Below are 17414 nucleotides of genomic sequence, written 5' to 3'. Positions count from 1 at the left end.
TGCCGTTACGTTATGGGGCCGCCTGCGCCGGCCCCTTAGTTTTTTGAGGTGCCCCGATGACTCAACCCACTCCGCTTTGCCCGAACCGCATGCAGGTGCATTCCATCCAGCGTGAAACCGCCGACGTCTGGACGCTGAACCTGATCTGCGACGTTTTCTATCCTTACCAGGCCGGCCAATTCGCGCTGGTCAGCATCCGCAACAGCGAGGAGACACTGCGCGCCTATACGCTCTCCTCCTCGCCCGGCCAGAGCCGCTTTCTCAGCATCAGCGTGCGCTGCCTGCCGGACGGCGTCGGATCGCGCTGGCTGACGCAAGAGGTCAAGCCCGGCAACACGCTGTGGCTGTCCGACGCGCAGGGCGAGTTCAGCTGCGAGCGTCACCCGGCCGATCGTTATCTGATGCTGGCCGCCGGCTGCGGCGTGACGCCGATCGTCTCTATGTGCCGCTGGCTGACCGCCAACCGTCCGGCCTGCGATATCGCCGCGATCGTTAACGTGCGCACCCCCACCGACACGATTTTCGCCGATCAGTGGCGCGCGCTGTGCGCCGCCCATCCGCAGCTGCGCCTGACGCTGATGGCCGAGCGGGATCTGCAACCCGGCTACCTCAGCGGCCGCATCGATGAACAGACGCTGCGGCAGGCGGCGCCGGATATCGCCGAACGCACGGTGATGACCTGCGGCCCTGCGCCCTACATGGAACAGATGGAGCAGCTGTGCCGCCGGCTCGGCGTGCCGGCTGAGCGTTTCCATAAAGAGCAGTTCCACACGCCGACAACGCAGGCCGATGCCACCGAAGGGCTGACGCTGCGCGCCGCCCGCCCTCTGCGCGAATTCCGCGTGCCGGTCGGCAGCACGCTGCTGGCGGCGATGGAGGCCAATGCCCTGCCGGTCAACGCCGCCTGCCGCGCCGGGGTGTGCGGCTCGTGCAAAACCCGCATCCTCGAGGGCGACTACACCACCACCAGCACCATGACGCTGAGCGCGGAAGAGGTAGCTCAGGGCTATGTGCTGGCCTGCAGTTGCCAGCTGCAGGGCGGCGTCACGCTGGCGTGATCCCCTGGCCCCATCGCCGCGATGGGGCATTTATCGGCAAGCTCCCTCATCCCCGCCCGGTTACACTTTCCTCCGTCCTACGCTCTTTACCCTTCCTGACCGCATCTCGTCCACAGCCGGTAAGCTATGCTTGCAGTTGTTCTGCTGCCACTCACCGGATCGAGTACACATCGTTTTTCAAACCATGTTTGGGGGAACCATGAAGCAAACCGTAGCCACACTGATCGCCAAAACGCTGGATCAAGCCGGCGTAAAACGCATTTGGGGGGTGACCGGCGATTCGCTCAACGGCCTGAGCGACAGCCTGCACCGCATGGGCACCATCGAATGGCTGGGCACCCGCCATGAAGAGGTGGCCGCCTTCGCCGCCGGCGCCGAAGCCCAGCTCACCGGCCAGCTGGCGGTGTGCGCCGGTTCCTGCGGCCCCGGCAACCTGCACCTGATCAACGGGCTGTTCGACTGCCACCGCAACCATGTGCCGGTGCTGGCGATCGCCGCACACATTCCTTCCAGCGAAATCGGCAGCGGCTACTTCCAGGAAACGCATCCGCAGGAGCTGTTCCGCGAATGCAGCCATTATTGCGAGCTGGTTTCCAACCCGGAACAGCTGCCGCGCGTGCTGGAAATCGCCATGCGCAAGGCGATCCTCAACCGCGGTGTCTCGGTGGTGGTCTTGCCGGGCGACGTGGCGCTGCGCATGGCGCCGGAAGACGCGACCCTGACCTGGCATACCCCGGCGCTGCCGCTGGTGCAGCCGCCGATGAGCGAGCTGAACAAGCTGGCGGAAACGCTGAACAAGGCGAAGAACATCACCCTGATGTGCGGCAGCGGCTGCGCCGGCGCGCACGATGAGGTGGTCAAGCTGGCCGAGCTGCTGCAGGCGCCGGTGGTGCACGCGCTGCGCGGCAAAGAGCATATCGAATGGGATAACCCCTACAGCGTCGGCATGACCGGGCTGATCGGCTTCTCATCCGGCTATCACGCGATGATGAACGCCGACACGCTGGTGCTGCTCGGCACCCAGTTCCCCTACCGCGCGTTCTACCCCACCAACGCCAACATCATTCAGATCGACATCAACCCCGGCAGCATCGGCGCGCACTGCCCGGTCAACATGGCGCTGGTGGGCGATATCCACACCACCCTCACCGCCCTGCTGCCGCAGCTGGAGCCCAAGCGCGATCGGGCGTTCCTCGACAAGGCGCTGGAGCACTACCGCAACGCGCGCAAGGATCTCGACGGGCTGGCGACCGCCAACGACGACCAGCCGATCCACCCGCAGTATCTGGCGCAGCAGCTCAGCCAGTACGCCAGCGACGACGCCATCTTCACCTGCGACGTCGGCACGCCGACGGTGTGGGCCGCTCGCTACGTGAAAATGAACGGCAAGCGTCGCCTGCTCGGTTCGTTCAACCACGGTTCGATGGCCAACGCCATGCCGCAGGCGATCGGCGCCCAGGCCACCGCACCGGATAAACAGGTGATCGCCATGTGCGGCGACGGCGGCTTCACCATGCTGATGGGGGATTTCCTGTCGCTGGCGCAGCTCAAGCTGCCGGTGAAAATCGTGGTGTTCAACAACAGCGTGTTGGGGTTCGTGGCGATGGAGATGAAGGCCGGTGGCTATCTGACCGACGGCACCGACCTGCATAACCCGGACTTCGCGGCGATCGCCAACGCCGCCGGCATCAAGGGCATCCGCGTGGAAAAAGCCTCGGAGCTGGACGGCGCGCTGCAGGAGATGTTGGCGCACCCCGGCCCGACGCTGCTGGACGTGGTCACCGCCAAGCAAGAGCTGGCGATGCCGCCGCAGATCAAGTTCGAACAGGCGAAAGGCTTCAGCCTGTACATGCTGCGCGCCATCATCAACGGCCGCGGCGACGAAGTGGTCGAGCTGGCGAAAACCAACTGGCTGCGCTAAGCAAGATGCCCCCGGTGAAATAAGGGTATATGATGCCATGTACCCTTTTCCTCTCCCTTACATTCCAGGAACCCTATGCTTATCGATCTACGCAGCGACACCGTCACCCGCCCCAGCGCCGCCATGCGCCAGGCGATGGCTCAGGCAGAGGTCGGCGACGACGTCTACGGCGATGACCCGACGGTCAACGCGCTGGAGGCCGAGGCGGTACGCCTGTCGGGCAAAGAAGCGGCGCTGTTTTTGCCCAGCGGTACCCAGGCCAACCTGGTGGCGCTGCTGAGCCACTGCCAGCGCGGCGACGAGTATCTGGTCGGCCAACAGGCGCACAACTATAAATACGAGGCCGGCGGCGCGGCGGTGCTGGGCAGCATCCAGCCGCAGCCGATCGAGGCCGACGCGGACGGCACGCTGCCGCTGGACAAGCTCGCCGCCGCCATCAAACCCGACGATATCCACTTCGCCCGCACCCGGCTGCTGAGCCTGGAAAACACCATCAGCGGCCGAGTTCTGCCGCAGGCCTACCTGCAGCAGGCGTGGCAGTTTACCCGCGAGCGGCAGCTGGCGCTGCATATCGACGGCGCGCGCATCTTCAACGCCGCCGTGGCGCTGAACCTGCCGCTGAAAGAGATCGTGCAATACTGCGACACCTTCACCATTTGCCTGTCGAAAGGATTGGGCGCGCCGGTCGGATCGCTGCTGTGCGGCAGCGAGGCCTTCATTCAGCGCGCGCTGCGCTGGCGCAAGATGACCGGCGGCGGGCTGCGTCAGGCCGGCATCCTGGCGGCGGCCGGTCTTTACGCTTTGGAACATAACGTCGCGCGGCTGCGCGAAGACCATGACAACGCGGTCTGGCTGGAGCAACAGCTGCGGCAGATCGGCGTAGAGATCGCCGAACCCGGCGCACAGACCAACGTGCTGTACCTGCGCCAATCACCGGCGCTGGCGGCCAAATTCGGCCCGTGGATGCGCGAACGCGGCGTGCTGATCAGCAGCGGCCCGCTGACGCGCATTCTGACCCACCTCGACGTCAGCCGTCAGGATCTGCAGCGGGTGGTCGAGCTATGGCGGGAGTTCCTCCGGCAGCACGCCTGATCCCTCCTCCCCGGCGCGCCGGGGAGCCCTTCACCGCCCGCCGATGGCCTCGACAAAGCGGCGGGTAATCTGCTGCGGGCGCGTAATGGCGCCGCCCACCACGACCGCATGCGCCCCCAACGCCAGGCAGCGTGCGGCCATCGCCGGCGTTTCGACATTGCCCTCGGCGATGACCGGCACCGGCACCGCCGCCAGCACCGCACGCAGAAAGCCGAAATCGTCCTCCGCCAGTCGGGTGCCCCGGCTTTCGGCGGTATAGCCGTGCAGCGTGGTGCCCACGCAGTCGAACCCCAACCGGGCAGCCTCTTGCGCCTCTTCCACGGTGGCGATGTCCGCCATCAGCAGCAGCCGGGGATACCTGGCGCGGATCGCGGCAACCAACGCCGCCAGCTGCAGCTCCCCTGGCCGAGGGTGGCCGGTCGCGTCCAGCGCAATCATCTGTGGCGCCGCAGCCATCAGCTCATCGATTTCACGCAGGGTCGGCGTGATATAGACATCGCTGCCGGCATAATCGCGCTTGATAATGCCAATCACCGGCAGCGCCACCGTGCGCATGATGGCTTTAACGTCTTCGACGCCGTTGGCGCGGATCGCCGCCGCACCGCCTTGCTCGGCCGCCAGCGCCATGCGCGCCATGATAAAATCGCTGTGCAGCGGCTCGTCGTCCAGCGCCTGGCAAGACACCACCAGCCGGCCCTTAATCTGCTGCAAAATGGAAAGCGTCATAAATCCAACAACTCCTCGACTTCGTTTTTAATAATGGTCACGTGCGGGCCGTAGATCACCTGAACGCCGTTGCCGCGAACGATCACCGCCCGCGCGCCGCTGGCTTTCAACCCGCTTTCGTCCAGCAACCGGCTCTGTTTTACTGTCACGCGCAGCCGCGTGGCGCAACAATCCAGTTCGACGATATTCTCTTTGCCGCCCAGCGCCGCCAGCACCTGCTGCGAGCGTTCGGAGCCGGTCATCACCGCTTCCGGCACGGTTTCCGCCTCGCGCCCCGGCGTTTTGAAATTGAAGCGCAAGATCAGGAAACGGAACGTGAAGTAGTACAGGAAGAACCAGGGCACCCCGACCAGCGGCACGTACATCCAGTGGGTTTTCGCTTCGCCCTGCAGCACGCCGAACAGCATGAAATCGATAAAACCGCCGGAGAACGTCTGGCCGATGGTGATATGCAGGATGTGCGCGATCGTGAACGCCAGGCCGTCGAACAGCGCGTGCACCACGTACAGCGCCGGCGCGATAAACAGGAACGAGAATTCGATAGGTTCGGTGATGCCGGTCAGGAACGAGGTCAGCGCCGCCGACAGCAGCAGCCCGCCGACGCGCTTGCGGTTCTCCGGACGCGCGCTTTGGTACATCGCCAGGCAGGCGCCGACCAGGCCGAACATCATGGTGATAAAGCGGCCGGACATGAAACGTGCCGTGCCGATGTAGAACTGCTGCGTATTCAGGTCGGCCAACTGGGCGAAGAAAATGCGCTGCGTGCCTTCCACCAGCTGTCCGTTGATCACTTCACTGCCGCCGAGCGCGGTGGTCCAGAACGGCAGATAGAAGATGTGATGCAGGCCGAACGGCCCAAGCATGCGCAGCACGAAGCCGTAGATAAAGGTGCCGAGATAGCCGCTAGCCTCCACCAGGCCGCCCATGCCGAAGATCAGCCGTTGGAAAGGCGGCCACACCACGGTCATCAGGGCGCCGACCGCCATCGCCGCCAGCGAACTGACGATCGGCACAAAGCGCGAGCCGCCGAAAAAGCCCAGGAACGGCGGCAGCGCTATCTTGTTGTAGCGGCCGTGCAGATACCAGGTCACCAGACCGATGACCACCCCGCCGAACACCCCGGTCTCCAGCGTCTGGATCCCGAGAAGCGTTCCCTGCCCCAGCGCGCCGGCGTTCTGCGTGGCCAGCGTGCCGTTGATTTTCAACAGCGCATTGATGGTGGCGTTCATCACCAGATAGGCGATCAGCGAGGCCAGCCCCGCCGTGCCCTTGTCGCTTTTGGCCAGCCCCACCGCCACGCCGACCGCGAACAGGACCGCCAGGTTGGCGAACACGATGGCGCCGGCGCTGGCCATCACGGTAAATACGCTTTGCAGCCAGCCGACGTCGAGGAAGGGATACGCCTCGACGGTATTGGGATTGGACAGCGCGCCGCCGATCCCCAACAGCAGACCGGCCGCCGGCAGCACGGCGATCGGTAGCATGAACGACTTGCCGAACAGCTGGGCTTTTTCGAACCAGCCGCCGGAGCGCGACAATTCTGGTGTTGACATAAATTTTCCCCTGCTATCATTTTTATGATGAAAATTTTTACCACATTAAAATTAATTTAATGAAAATTTTATTTACAACGATGATCGGCTTCACAATCCGTCGATTTCGCTGGCGAGCGGTGGCGTCTTTCCGCCACAATAGAAACGGGAATACTCAGAAAGGTAACGTGATGAATACAGGCAACTTGTTATTGCGGCTGCGGCAGGATTTGGCGGGGTACAGCCCCACGCTGCAAAAGCTCGGCAACTATCTTCTTGCGGAGCCCTCCCTCGCCGTTTACCTGACCATCACCGAACTGGCGCGTGAAAGCGCCACCAGCGAAGCCAGCGTCACGCGGCTGTGCCGCCATCTGGGCTGTAAAGGCTATACCGAATTTAAAATGGCGCTGGCCCTCAGCCTGCAACAAAACCAGCCGGAGGCGACGACGCGGCAAAGCGCAACGGAAAATTTGGTGGAAGAGAGCGTGCAGGCGCTGCGGGATACCGGCGCGCTGTTGGAACCGCAGGCGCTGCAACAGGCGGCGGACAGCCTGGAGCGTTGCGCTTCGGTGCAGATTTACGGCGTCGCCGCCAGCGCCATCATCGGCGATTTCCTGCACTACAAACTGTTGCGCCTCGGCAAACCGGCGCAGCTGTTCAGCGACATGCACCGGGCGGCGATGAACGCCGCCTCGCTGAGTGAGCGGGATCTGCTAATCGTCATCTCCAGCTCCGGCTCAACCAAGGACGTGCTGCATGCGGTGACGTTGGCCAAAGGGCGCGGCGCACGCGTGATCGCAATCAGCAACACCCAACGCAGCCCGCTGGCTAAAATGGCGGATACGCTGCTGGTGGCGGCCAAACCGGAAGGGCCGCTGACCGCCGGCGCCCTGCCGGCCAAAGTCGGCGCCATGCTGCTGGTGGAGTTGATGATCGCCGAACTGGCTCAGCGCGATCCCGCCTACGCTCAGGCGATGCAGGCCACCGCCAGCGCTACCCTACCGCTGCTGTTGTAATCAGAAGATCCAGCGGCCATAAGCCCAGTACCACAGCCCCAGCACCGCCACCAGGTTGAGCGCCACGCTGAGGATGAACCAGGTTTTAAACGGCTGCTTCTGGGTTTTGTGGCGAAACAGCTGCTGTGCCGCCAGTGCGCCCAACCACCCGCCCAGCGCGCCGAACAGCAACAGCGTCGCCTCCGGCACCCGCCGCCATCCTTTGCGCGCCGCCAGCTTATCGCCGCCGTAGATCAGAAACGTCAGCAGGTTGGCCAACAGCAACCACATCCACACCGGATGCAGCGAGAACAGGCTGGCGAGCAGCGCCACGCCCAGCAGGGCGTAACAAATCACATTGAGCTTCATGACATCCGGTCTTTCGTTCGGTAAGGGGGCGCGTAGTGTGAACTCGCACCGCGACGTATGCAACCGGCTTATACCCATACAAAAAGTGCATTTAAACCCTGAATTTGGCATCCTGTCGTTCAGCCAATCCTCTACCGCACAAGGCGGCCCGATGACACCCCAACGCGTACTGGTTCTTGGAGCCAGCGGCTATATAGGCCAGAACCTGATCCCGCACCTGATCGAACAGGGGCACCAGATTACCGCCGCCGCGCGGCGCATCGAGTGGCTGCAGGAGCGGCACTGGCCGCAGGTCAACTGCCTGTATGCCGATCTGTATCGCCCGGAGACCCTGAGCGCGGCGCTGTGGGAGATCGATACGCTTTACTATCTGGTGCACGCGATGGGCGACGGCGACGATTTTATCGAGAAGGAGCGCCAGGCGGCGGAAAACCTGCGCGACGCACTGCGCAATGCCGCCGTCAAACAGGTGATCTTTCTCGGCGCGCTGCAGCCGAACGACGACAGCTCACCGCACCTGGCGGCCCGCCGCCTGACCGGCGAGATCTTGCGCCAGAGCGGCGTGCCGGTGACCGAGCTGCGCGCCGGCATCGTCGTCGGCCCCGGCTCGGCGGCGTTCGAAGTGATGCGCGACATGGTCTATAACCTGCCGGTGCTGACGCCGCCGCGCTGGGTGCGCTCGAAGTCGTCGCCGGTGGCGCTGGAGAACCTGCTGGTTTATCTGGCCGATCTGCTGGCGCACCCGGCGCAGGAAAACCGCATCTTCGACGTTGCCGGGCCGGAGTACCTCAGCTATCAGGATATGTTCAAACGCTTTATCGCTCTCAGCGGCAAGCGGCGCTGGCTGATCCCGATCCCTTTACCGACGCGGCTGATTTCGGTGTGGTTCATCAGCCTGATCACCTCGGTGCCGACGCCGATCGCCCGTGCGCTGATCCAGGGGCTGAAGCACGATCTGCCCGCCGACGGCCGGCCGCTGCAGGCCCTGATCCCGCAGCGGCTGCACACCTTTGATCAGGCGGTCGCCACCACGCTGCAGCGCGAACAGGAGGTGGTCGATTCCGCCGACTGGGGCTACGATCCGGCGGCGCGGGCCCGCTGGCGCCCCGGCTACGGTTACTATCCGAAACAGGCCGGTTGTTCGCTGGACACCGCCGCCACCCGCGAGGCCCTGTGGCAAACGGTGCAGCAGCTGGGGGGCGAAGAAGGCTATTTCTACGCCAATATTCTGTGGCGCATCCGCGCCCGCATGGACGACATGATCGGCAACGGGGTGACCTACGGCCGCCCGGCGCGCGCGACCCTGGCGCTCGGCGACGAGATCGACGGCTGGAAAGTCATCACGCTGAAGCCGCTGCGGCAACTGGCGCTGCTGTTCGGCATGAAGGCACCGGGGCTGGGGCGGCTGAGCTTCAGCATCACCGATCACGGCGATCGCCGCACGCTGGACGTGCGCGCCTGGTGGCATCCGGCCGGCTTCAGCGGGCTGCTGTATTGGTTCGCCATGATGCCCGCACACCTGTTCATTTTTCGCGGCATGGCGAAACGCATCGCCGAGCTTGCCGAGAGCCTGGACCGCCAACAGCGCTGAACGCCGTTCATTTGTCGATCAACCGCACAGTTTGCCGCTGTGCTTCGGGGCTTTCCGATTGCATAGCGCACGAAATCACGGAAGAATGGCATCTTATTTGCTGGGAGCGCCGCAAGCGCCCGCCGGTGTTCCGATTTTGGGTGAGAATAGAGTCCGTTATGAAGGTATTGGTCACCGGTGCCACCAGTGGGTTAGGCCGTAACGCCGTTGAATATCTGCGCCGCCAGGGCATCAAAGTGCGCGCCACCGGCCGCAACCAGGCGATGGGCGGCCTGCTGGAAAAAATGGGCGCGGAGTTTATTCATGCCGATCTCACCAATCTGATCTCTTCGCAGGCCAAGGCGATGCTGGCGGACGTCGACGTGCTGTGGCACTGCTCCAGCTTTACCTCGCCCTGGGGCACCGAAGAGGCCTTCGAACTGGCCAACGTCCGCGCCACCCGCCGCCTCGGCGAATGGGCGGCGGCCTACGGCGTAGCGCAGTTCATTCACATCTCCTCCCCGGCGATCTATTTCGATTACCACCATCACCGCAACGTGACCGAAGACTTCCGCCCGCAGCGCTACGCCAACGAATTCGCGCGCAGCAAGGCCGCCGGCGAGCAGGTGATTCAGCAGTTGGCGCTGTCCAATCCGCAGACCCATTTCACCATTCTGCGCCCGCAGGGATTGTTCGGGCCGCACGACAAGGTGATGCTGCCGCGGCTGCTGCAGATGATAAAACGCTACGGCAACCTGCTGCTGCCGCGCGGCGGCGCGGCAATGGTGGACATGACCTACCTGGAGAATGCGGTGCACGCCATGTGGCTGGCGACGCTAAAAGAAGATACCCCGTCCGGCCGCGCCTACAACATCACCAACCAGCAGCCGCGCCCGCTACGCACCGTGGTGCAGCAGCTGATCGACGATCTGGGCATGAAATGCCGCATCCGCTCCGTCCCCTATCCGATGCTCGACATGATGGCGCGCGGCATGGAACGCCTCGGCAGCAAAAGCGAGAAGGAGCCGGTGCTGACCCACTACGGCGTCGCCAAACTCAACTTCGACCTCACGCTCGATACCACCCGTGCGCAGCAAGAGCTGGGCTATCAGCCGATCGTCTCGCTGGAAGAAGGCATCGCGCGCACCGCCCGCTGGCTGAAAGATCACGGCAAGCTGCACGGCCTGTAATCAACGCGCCGCGCCGTACTTCACCAGCAGCGCATCGACAATCGCTTCACTCTCTGCATCCGGCTCGCCGCGCACATCGTCGGGCCGGAAGTGCATCTGAAACGCCGCCACCACATTGCGCTGCTGCCGCGCATCCCATGACGGGTCGATCGCATAGCCGTAACGCGCCAGCTTTTCGAGCAGCGGCACCATCGGTACCGGCGCATGACGATCGCGCCCCGCCAGCAAACGCTGCACGTCTCGTTCGTCCGGCCAGGCGCCGATACCGGCCTGGGCCAGCTGCCGCCAGGGGAACAGCGGGCCGGGATCCTGCTTGCGCTGCGGCGCGATATCGCTGTGCCCCACCACGTCCTGCGGCTGGATACCATAGCGTTGGATAATGTCGCGGCTCAGCGGGATCAGCACGGCGATCTGCTCCGCCGTATAGGGTTGCCAGTGGGTGAACAGCATGCTGCGGGTGAAGCCCTTGTTGACGATTTCGATGCCGATCGAGGTGTCGTTGAGGTTGCTGCGGCCGCGCCAGGCGCTGGTGCCGGCATGCCAGGCGCGCATCGCCTCCGGCACCAGCCGGTACACCGTCGGTTTGCCGTGCTCGCGCTGCGGGTGCGCCGGCAGCAGATAATGGGCGCTGACATGCTCGTCGGTCAGCGTTTTCAGCGATGAATGGAAGTCTTCCGCCGTGTAGTGCATCACCAAAAACCGGATGCGTTGATCGGCGCCCTGCGCCTGATGCAGGGTTTCGAGTTGGTAAGCGCCACGATCGACGAGCGTGTCCTGCTGCGGATTTTGGCATCCCGCCAACAGCGCGGTGGCGATGATCCCTGGCCAAATTTTCACTTATCCTCCTGATTGACGTCCGTGAAAGCGGTAACGCCGCGCGATTAATCTGTGTCCAATCATCACGCTCACCGAGAAATGATGACAGACAACGCCGATGTGCAAGCGGGTGTTTCTCCCGACTGGCGGCCTCTCACGCCCATGATAGTCTCAAAGTATCATCTGCGCTGAAAGAGCGGAGTCGAACATGTTCACACCTCGCTGTCTGTCCTGGTTGCTCTGTGCCGCCATGCTGCCGCTCAGCGGCTGCGATCGGCAAAAAGTCGCCGACGCGATGGGCGCAAGCGCCCCGCCCCCGGCCGCTCCCGCCGCCACTGCAAGTGCGCCGGCCTATACGCCGCTGACCGCCGATCAGCTGTACCAGCTGGTCAGCCCGGTGGCGCTGTTCCCCGACAAGCTGCTGGCGCAGGTGTTGGCCGGCGCGGGTTATCCCGACCAAATCAGCGCCGCAGATGCCTGGCTGGTGCAAAACCGCGGCCTGCAGCCGGCGGCGCTCAGCTCGGCAGCCGACGCTCAGCCCTGGGATCCCAGCGTGCGCGGCCTGGTGCAATTCCCCGACGTACTCGATCAGATGGCGAAAAACATCCCCTGGACCACCGCCCTGGGCAGCGCCTACCTCAACGATCCCACCGACGTGATGAACGCCATTCAGGTGATGCGCCAGCGGGCGGCCAGCCAGGGCACGCTGAAAAACACCCCGCAGCAGCGCATCGTCGTGGCGCCCACCACCCGTTACGTTGAGCAACAGTCTTATCGCCAGCGCGTGGTCGCGGCGCCGGGCGAAACCATCGTCATTGAGCCCAGCCAGCCGGATACGGTTTACGTCCCGCATTACGACCCTTGGGTGGCCTACGGCACGCCGGTCCCCACCTATCCCAGCTATCAGTATCAACCTTCCGGCTACAGCGGCGGCGACATGCTGGCGGCCGGCGCGATCAGCTTCGGCGTCGGCATCGCGGTCGCCTCATTGTTCAATCAGCACAACAGCGGCTGGCACAACTGGGATATGCGCTGGGACGATCGCCGCCAGCCGGTGGTCTACCGCAATGCGCCCTACGTGTCGCATTCCTCCACCGTGGTGAATCGCGTCACCAACATCAACCAATATAACAACGTCAACAATGTGAATCGCAGCAGCACCAGCACGGTGAACAATTACAATACGACCACCGCCGCGCCAACGCCGCGCTTCAGCCAACCGACGCCCATCGGCGCGCCGCAACAGCCGCGCGTCGCGCCTGCGGCCCATGCGCCGATGACCCTGCCGAACTTTGCGCATACCCAGCCGGTGCCGCCTCACGTACAGCAGCCGATAGCCGTGCACCAGCCGGTAGCGGCCACGCCGCACCTGCAACAATCGGTCAACGCGCCCCATGTGCAGCAACCGATGAGTATGCCGACGTTCACACATACCGCGCCTGCGACGCCCCACGCGCAGCAGCCGATGGCCGGGCATTCCGCGCCGGTACAGACGCATCCGATGCAGGCCGTCGCGCCGATGCATCAATCTGCCGTGCGGCCACCGGTTCAGGTTGCGCCGCACGTCGCTCAGCCGGTGGTGCACGAACCGGCCGTAGCGCCGCACCCGGCGGTAGTGCGCCCGACGCCGATGCCGCAAGAGCGCGTCATGCCGCATCCGGCCCCGGCGCCGCAGATACGTCAACCGTCCGTTCAGCCGATACAGCATCGCCAAGAGCCGGCGCCGGTGAAACCGCAGGAACACCGCCCGATCGTCGAGCAGCACAAGGTGGGGTAAAGCAAGAAAACGTCGCCCCGGCGGAACGGCCGGGGCGCGAGAATGGCGTTAGCGGCTGACTTTCACCGCGGTGCCGCTGACGGTCACCATCAGCATGCTGCCGTCTTTACCAACGGTTTCATAATCAATATCAATGCCGACCACCGCGTTGGCGCCCAGCTCTTTCGCCTGATCTTCCAGCTCTTCGAACGCAATCAAGCGCGCCTTGCGCAGCTCTTTCTCATAAGCGCCCGAGCGGCCGCCGACGATATCGCGCACGCCGGCGAAGAAATCACGAAAAATGTTAGCGCCGAGGATCGCTTCGCCGGTGACGACGCCGCAGTATTCGGTGATGGTGAACCCTTCCAGGGTCGGGGTAGTTGAAAGCTGCATCAGAATTCCTTGTTTGATTAATTCAACGTATCTATGACCAGAGGATTGGCATTATGTTCGCTTAATCAATGGCACGCAGTACGAATGCAAGGCCAAAAAAACGCATTTATACTGTAAGCTATCGGTCTTCATGGTAGAAACTTTCACATAAGGTAATAAGATGAAAACAAAAACGATTGCGGCTGTTTTACCCTTAGCGCTGTTGCTGAGTGCCTGTACCACGGTGGAACCGGCATACAAGGATATCGGCACCCGCAGCGGCAGCTGTGTGGAAGGCGGCCCGGATACGGTCGCGCAAAAGTTCTATGACCTGCGCATCCAGCAGGGCGTCGGCCTGCCGGACAGCAACCGCCTCGCGCAGCTGCAACCTTACCTGAGCAAAGTGCTGTATCAGGATCTGGTCAGAGCCGGCCAGAACCCGGGCAAGCACCGGATAACCGGCGATCTGTTCTCCGGCAATGCGCAGGGGCCAAGCAGCGCGTCCGTCGCCAGCGCCTCGACCATTCCTAACACCGACGCGAAAAACATCCCGCTGCGCGTTGACTTGAGCTACCAAAAAGACGCCAACAGCAGCGTGAACTGGCAGGACGAAGTGCTGATGGTGCGCGAAGGCACCTGCTGGGTGGTTGATGATATTCGCTACCTGAATGTTCCAGCGCACGCCACCAACGGCAGCGTGCGCCAGGTGCTGGAAAACCAGTAACCCGCAATACCCCGGCCGACGCGGGCTTGCCGCGTCGGTCATCCCCGCCGCCCGCCCACCGCTCGCATTTCGTCCAATAGAAAAAATTTCGCTACCGATCTCACAGCCTGCGCCACAAATCCCCTCCCTCGGCTTGAGTCGCGGTATCTTGTGCTAATCTTTTACTGTCCCGCCGCACACTCATAAATTTTAACGCACAAAGATTGCATAAGTATTCTGTGGAAGTTAACATTTGCGGCATCAATGTCTATTCAATTCTGGCGCATGAGTATTCAACTTAACGGTATCAATTGCTATTACGGCGCTCACCAGGCGCTGTTTGACATCACGCTGGATTGTCCAGCCGGGGAAACCCTGGTGCTGCTTGGCCCAAGCGGCGCCGGGAAAAGTTCATTGCTGCGGGTGCTGAACCTGCTGGAAATGCCGCGTTCGGGCCAACTGCAGATCGCCGGCAACCAATTCGACTTCAAGCAGGCGCCGGGCGAGAAAGCCATTCGCGAACTGCGCCAAAATGTCGGCATGGTGTTCCAGCAATACAACCTGTGGCCTCACCTCACCGTGGTTCAGAACCTGATCGAAGCGCCTTGCCGCGTGCTGGGTCTGACCAAGGCTCAGGCGATGGAGCGTGCCGACAAGCTGCTCAAGCGTCTGCGCCTGACCGACTTCGCCGATCGCTTCCCGCTGCACCTTTCCGGCGGCCAGCAGCAGCGCGTGGCGATCGCCCGTGCCCTGATGATGGAACCGCAGGTGCTGCTGTTCGATGAACCGACCGCGGCGCTGGATCCGGAAATCACCGCTCAGATCGTCAGCATCATTCGCGAACTGGCCGGCACCGGCATCACGCAGGTGATCGTCACCCACGAAGTGGAAGTGGCGCGCAAGACCGCCAGCCGCGTGGTGTACATGGAAAACGGCCACGTGGTGGAGCAAGGCGACAGCAGCCACTTCACGCAGCCGCGGACCACCGAGTTTGCCAACTACTTATCACACTAACAATTAACTTGCTGCAATTTGGGGAGTTTGCGATGAAAAAACTAATAATCGCCGCCGTTCTGGCCGGCATCAGCGTTTCCGCCTCCGCAGCCGAAACGATCCGTTTCGCTACTGAAGCCTCCTATCCTCCATTTGAATTTATTGACGCCGGCAACAAGATTCAGGGTTTTGATGTCGATCTGGCCAATGCCCTGTGCAAAGAGATGCAGGCCGAGTGCACCTTCACCAACCAGGCGTTCGACAGCCTGATCCCGAGCCTGAAGTTCAAGCGTTTCGATGCGGTCATGGCCGGTATGGACATCACGCCGGAGCGTGAAAAGCAGGTGCTGTTCACCAAGCCGTACTACGATAACTCGGCGCTGTTCATCGCGCAGAAAGGCAAAATCGCCGACGTGGCGGCGCTGAAAGGCAAGAAAGTGGGCGTGCAAAACGGCACCACCCACCAGAAATACCTGACCGACAAGCACCCGGAAATCACCACCGTGCCTTACGACAGCTACCAGAACGCCATTTTGGATCTGAAGAACGGCCGCGTTGATGCGGTGTTCGGCGATACCGCGGTGGTGAACGAGTGGCTGAAACAGAATGACGCGCTGGTGGCAGTGGGCGCCAAAGTGACGGATAAAGACTACTTCGGCACCGGCCTCGGCATCGCGGTACGCCAGAAGAACACCGATCTGCAGGGCAAGTTCAACGCCGCTCTGGACAAGATCAAGCAGGATGGGACCTATGAAACCATCTACAAAAAATGGTTCCAGCAGTAATACGCCCCGATGAATGAATTACAACCTTTAGCAAGCGCCGCCGGCATGACCGTCGGCCTTGCCGTTTGCGCCCTGATCCTCGGGCTGATTCTGGCGATGCTGTTCGCCGTATGGGAATCGTCCCGCTGGAAAGCGGTCAGCTGGCTCGGCACCGCCTGGGTGACCGTGCTGCGCGGCCTGCCGGAAATCCTGGTGGTGCTGTTTATCTATTTCGGCTCGTCGCAGCTGCTGCTGATGCTCTCCGACGGCTTTACCCTCAACCTCGGTCTGTTCCAGCTGCCGATTCAGCTGGCGATCGACAATTTCGAAGTCAGCCCGTTCCTGTGCGGGGTGATCGCTCTGGCCCTGCTCTATTCCGCCTACGCTTCGCAGACGCTGCGCGGCGCGCTCAAAGCGGTGCCGCAGGGACAGTGGGAATCCGGCCAGGCGCTGGGGCTCGGCAAGGCGGCGATCTTCTTTCGTCTGATCATGCCGCAGATGTGGCGCCACGCCCTGCCCGGCCTCGGCAACCAGTGGCTGGTGTTGCTGAAAGACACTGCGCTGGTGTCGCTGATCAGCGTGAACGATCTGATGCTGCAAACCAAGAGCATCGCCACCCGTACCCAGGAACCTTTTACCTGGTATGTGATCGCAGCGGCCATCTACCTGCTGGTGACGCTGTTCAGCCAATACGTCATCAAACGCATTGAGCTGCGCGCCACGCGCTTTGAGCGGGGGCCGGTCTGATGATTGAGTATTTACCGGAGATCCTCAAAGGGTTGCACACCAGCCTGACGCTGACCGTCGCCGCGCTGCTCGTCGCGCTGGTGCTGTCGCTGCTGCTGACGGTGATCCTGACGCTGAAAACGCCAATCCTGACGCCGCTGGTCAAGATCTACGTGACGCTGTTCACCGGCACGCCGTTGCTGGTGCAGATTTTCCTGATCTACTACGGCCCCGGTCAGTTCCCGGCCATCCGCGACTACCCGTGGCTGTGGAACCTGCTGTCGCAGCCCTGGCTGTGCGCGATGATAGCGCTGGCGCTGAACAGCGCGGCCTACACCACGCAGTTGTTCTACGGTGCGGTGCGCGCCATTCCCGCCGGGCAGTGGCAGTCGTGCGAAGCGCTGGGCATGTCGCGTCGGCAGACGCTGCGCATCCTGCTGCCGTTCGCCTTCAAGCGCGCGCTGTCGTCTTACTCCAACGAAGTGGTGCTGGTGTTCAAAAGCACCTCGCTGGCTTACACCATCACGCTGATGGAGGTGATGGGTTACAGCCAGCTGATGTACGGCCGCACCTACGACGTCATGGTATTCGGTGCCGCAGGCCTGGTGTACCTGTGCGTCAACGGCCTGCTGACGCTGCTGATGCGCTTGGTGGAGCGCCGCGCGCTGGCGTTTGAACGCCGCAACTGAGGCCGCCTCCCCCCATAAGCCCCGCCATTGCGCGGGGCTTTTTTTATCCCCGTAGCAATACTTAATCATTTATATTGCATTTTAATTCACCCAGTGGCAGGGTTATCAGCAGGCGCACACGTAAAAACCTCTGGTGATTACC

General features: G+C 62.7%; 17 protein-coding genes. 12 read left to right on the top strand and 5 right to left on the bottom strand.

Going from position 1 to position 17414, the window contains the following annotated elements:
• Window positions 1-56 precede the first annotated feature (56 nt).
• The 3 genes from hcr (at window position 57) to ltaE (ending at window position 4071) form a co-directional block, all read left to right on the top strand.
• Window positions 57-1058 (top strand): NADH oxidoreductase, encoded by a 1002-nt coding sequence (hcr, locus tag C3F38_RS10870; RefSeq protein WP_055317589.1) that lies wholly within the window; start codon window positions 57-59, stop codon window positions 1056-1058.
• A 199-nt stretch (window positions 1059-1257) separates the two neighbouring features.
• A complete protein-coding gene (gene poxB, locus C3F38_RS10865; RefSeq protein ID WP_055317588.1) occupies window positions 1258-2979 on the top strand; it encodes a ubiquinone-dependent pyruvate dehydrogenase in 1722 nt (573 codons plus the stop codon).
• A 75-nt stretch (window positions 2980-3054) separates the two neighbouring features.
• The gene (gene ltaE / locus C3F38_RS10860) at window positions 3055-4071 is read left to right on the top strand and encodes a low-specificity L-threonine aldolase (protein ID WP_038880723.1); all 1017 of its coding nucleotides are present in this window, start codon (window positions 3055-3057) and stop codon (window positions 4069-4071) included.
• Window positions 4072-4101: 30 nt separating this feature from the next.
• Here the strand turns inward: ltaE and C3F38_RS10855 are convergent, their stop codons facing one another.
• Together C3F38_RS10855 and C3F38_RS10850 are read right to left on the bottom strand one after the other, a co-directional pair.
• Complete coding sequence (locus C3F38_RS10855) at window positions 4102-4797, bottom strand: N-acetylmannosamine-6-phosphate 2-epimerase (RefSeq protein ID WP_047727972.1); 696 nt, start codon at window positions 4795-4797, stop codon at window positions 4102-4104.
• Window positions 4794-6350: a PTS transporter subunit EIIC gene (locus tag C3F38_RS10850; RefSeq protein WP_055317587.1), complete on the bottom strand. Its 1557-nt coding sequence runs from the start codon at window positions 6348-6350 to the stop codon at window positions 4794-4796. Before C3F38_RS10850 ends, C3F38_RS10855 begins: the two co-directional genes overlap by 4 nt.
• 167 nt (window positions 6351-6517) lie before the next feature.
• Here C3F38_RS10850 and C3F38_RS10845 point away from each other — a divergent pair, with 167 nt between their 5' ends.
• Window positions 6518-7345 (top strand): MurR/RpiR family transcriptional regulator, encoded by an 828-nt coding sequence (locus C3F38_RS10845; RefSeq protein WP_055317586.1) that lies wholly within the window; start codon window positions 6518-6520, stop codon window positions 7343-7345.
• On the opposite strand, the gene C3F38_RS10840 is transcribed toward C3F38_RS10845, so the two are convergent.
• Entirely contained in the window at window positions 7346-7693 is a 348-nt protein-coding gene (locus tag C3F38_RS10840) for a DUF1294 domain-containing protein (RefSeq protein ID WP_038880711.1), read from the bottom strand.
• A gap of 151 nt (window positions 7694-7844) precedes the next feature.
• On the opposite strand from C3F38_RS10840, the gene C3F38_RS10835 reads away from it, so the two are divergent.
• Window positions 7845-9284 (top strand): DUF2867 domain-containing protein, encoded by a 1440-nt coding sequence (locus tag C3F38_RS10835; protein ID WP_055311985.1) that lies wholly within the window; start codon window positions 7845-7847, stop codon window positions 9282-9284.
• A gap of 158 nt (window positions 9285-9442) precedes the next feature.
• A complete protein-coding gene (locus tag C3F38_RS10830) occupies window positions 9443-10453 on the top strand; it encodes an NAD(P)-dependent oxidoreductase (RefSeq protein ID WP_004928393.1) in 1011 nt (336 codons plus the stop codon).
• Here the strand turns inward: C3F38_RS10830 and C3F38_RS10825 are convergent, their stop codons facing one another.
• Window positions 10454-11290 carry an N-acetylmuramoyl-L-alanine amidase gene (locus C3F38_RS10825; RefSeq protein ID WP_055311983.1) on the bottom strand — a complete coding sequence of 279 codons (837 nt, stop codon included), beginning with the start codon at window positions 11288-11290 and terminating at the stop codon, window positions 10454-10456.
• A 187-nt stretch (window positions 11291-11477) separates the two neighbouring features.
• Between C3F38_RS10825 and C3F38_RS10820 the strand changes: the two genes are divergently transcribed.
• A complete protein-coding gene (locus tag C3F38_RS10820; protein WP_055317585.1) occupies window positions 11478-13046 on the top strand; it encodes a DUF3300 domain-containing protein in 1569 nt (522 codons plus the stop codon).
• 48 nt (window positions 13047-13094) lie between these two features.
• On the opposite strand, the gene C3F38_RS10815 is transcribed toward C3F38_RS10820, so the two are convergent.
• The gene (locus C3F38_RS10815) at window positions 13095-13418 is read right to left on the bottom strand and encodes a heavy metal-binding domain-containing protein (protein WP_004928400.1); all 324 of its coding nucleotides are present in this window, start codon (window positions 13416-13418) and stop codon (window positions 13095-13097) included.
• A 160-nt stretch (window positions 13419-13578) separates the two neighbouring features.
• Between C3F38_RS10815 and C3F38_RS10810 the strand changes: the two genes are divergently transcribed.
• The 5 genes from C3F38_RS10810 to artM all read left to right on the top strand — a co-directional run bounded on the left by C3F38_RS10810 (window position 13579) and on the right by artM (window position 17272).
• The gene (locus tag C3F38_RS10810; RefSeq protein WP_055317584.1) at window positions 13579-14121 is read left to right on the top strand and encodes a lipoprotein; all 543 of its coding nucleotides are present in this window, start codon (window positions 13579-13581) and stop codon (window positions 14119-14121) included.
• 264 nt (window positions 14122-14385) lie between these two features.
• Complete coding sequence (artP, locus tag C3F38_RS10805) at window positions 14386-15114, top strand: arginine ABC transporter ATP-binding protein ArtP (RefSeq protein ID WP_038884338.1); 729 nt, start codon at window positions 14386-14388, stop codon at window positions 15112-15114.
• Between the two features lie 32 nt (window positions 15115-15146).
• A complete protein-coding gene (gene artJ / locus C3F38_RS10800) occupies window positions 15147-15878 on the top strand; it encodes an arginine ABC transporter substrate-binding protein (protein ID WP_055317583.1) in 732 nt (243 codons plus the stop codon).
• Between the two features lie 9 nt (window positions 15879-15887).
• The gene (gene artQ / locus C3F38_RS10795) at window positions 15888-16604 is read left to right on the top strand and encodes an arginine ABC transporter permease ArtQ (RefSeq protein ID WP_025159684.1); all 717 of its coding nucleotides are present in this window, start codon (window positions 15888-15890) and stop codon (window positions 16602-16604) included.
• Window positions 16604-17272, top strand: a complete 669-nt coding sequence (gene artM / locus C3F38_RS10790; protein ID WP_038880694.1) for an arginine ABC transporter permease ArtM — start codon at window positions 16604-16606, stop codon at window positions 17270-17272. Before artQ ends, artM begins: the two co-directional genes overlap by 1 nt.
• Window positions 17273-17414: the final 142 nt, after the last annotated feature.

This window comes from Serratia sp. SSNIH1 (assembly GCF_002935055.1).
GTDB lineage: Bacteria > Pseudomonadota > Gammaproteobacteria > Enterobacterales > Enterobacteriaceae > Serratia > Serratia nevei.
Note: the sequence above shows the minus strand (reverse complement) of the source record. Positions and strands in the feature narration are given on the sequence as shown.

Coding starts and splice junctions, on each gene's coding strand:
- C3F38_RS10815 (WP_004928400.1), bottom strand. CDS start 13,418: ATGCAGCTTTCAACTACCCCGACCCTGGAAGGGTTCACCATCACCGAA.
- artM (WP_038880694.1), top strand. CDS start 16,604: ATGATTGAGTATTTACCGGAGATCCTCAAAGGGTTGCACACCAGCCTG.
- C3F38_RS10855 (WP_047727972.1), bottom strand. CDS start 4,797: ATGACGCTTTCCATTTTGCAGCAGATTAAGGGCCGGCTGGTGGTGTCT.
- artQ (WP_025159684.1), top strand. CDS start 15,888: ATGAATGAATTACAACCTTTAGCAAGCGCCGCCGGCATGACCGTCGGC.
- ltaE (WP_038880723.1), top strand. CDS start 3,055: ATGCTTATCGATCTACGCAGCGACACCGTCACCCGCCCCAGCGCCGCC.
- C3F38_RS10840 (WP_038880711.1), bottom strand. CDS start 7,693: ATGAAGCTCAATGTGATTTGTTACGCCCTGCTGGGCGTGGCGCTGCTC.
- poxB (WP_055317588.1), top strand. CDS start 1,258: ATGAAGCAAACCGTAGCCACACTGATCGCCAAAACGCTGGATCAAGCC.
- C3F38_RS10850 (WP_055317587.1), bottom strand. CDS start 6,350: ATGTCAACACCAGAATTGTCGCGCTCCGGCGGCTGGTTCGAAAAAGCC.
- C3F38_RS10835 (WP_055311985.1), top strand. CDS start 7,845: ATGACACCCCAACGCGTACTGGTTCTTGGAGCCAGCGGCTATATAGGC.
- artJ (WP_055317583.1), top strand. CDS start 15,147: ATGAAAAAACTAATAATCGCCGCCGTTCTGGCCGGCATCAGCGTTTCC.
- C3F38_RS10810 (WP_055317584.1), top strand. CDS start 13,579: ATGAAAACAAAAACGATTGCGGCTGTTTTACCCTTAGCGCTGTTGCTG.
- C3F38_RS10830 (WP_004928393.1), top strand. CDS start 9,443: ATGAAGGTATTGGTCACCGGTGCCACCAGTGGGTTAGGCCGTAACGCC.
- hcr (WP_055317589.1), top strand. CDS start 57: ATGACTCAACCCACTCCGCTTTGCCCGAACCGCATGCAGGTGCATTCC.
- C3F38_RS10820 (WP_055317585.1), top strand. CDS start 11,478: ATGTTCACACCTCGCTGTCTGTCCTGGTTGCTCTGTGCCGCCATGCTG.
- artP (WP_038884338.1), top strand. CDS start 14,386: ATGAGTATTCAACTTAACGGTATCAATTGCTATTACGGCGCTCACCAG.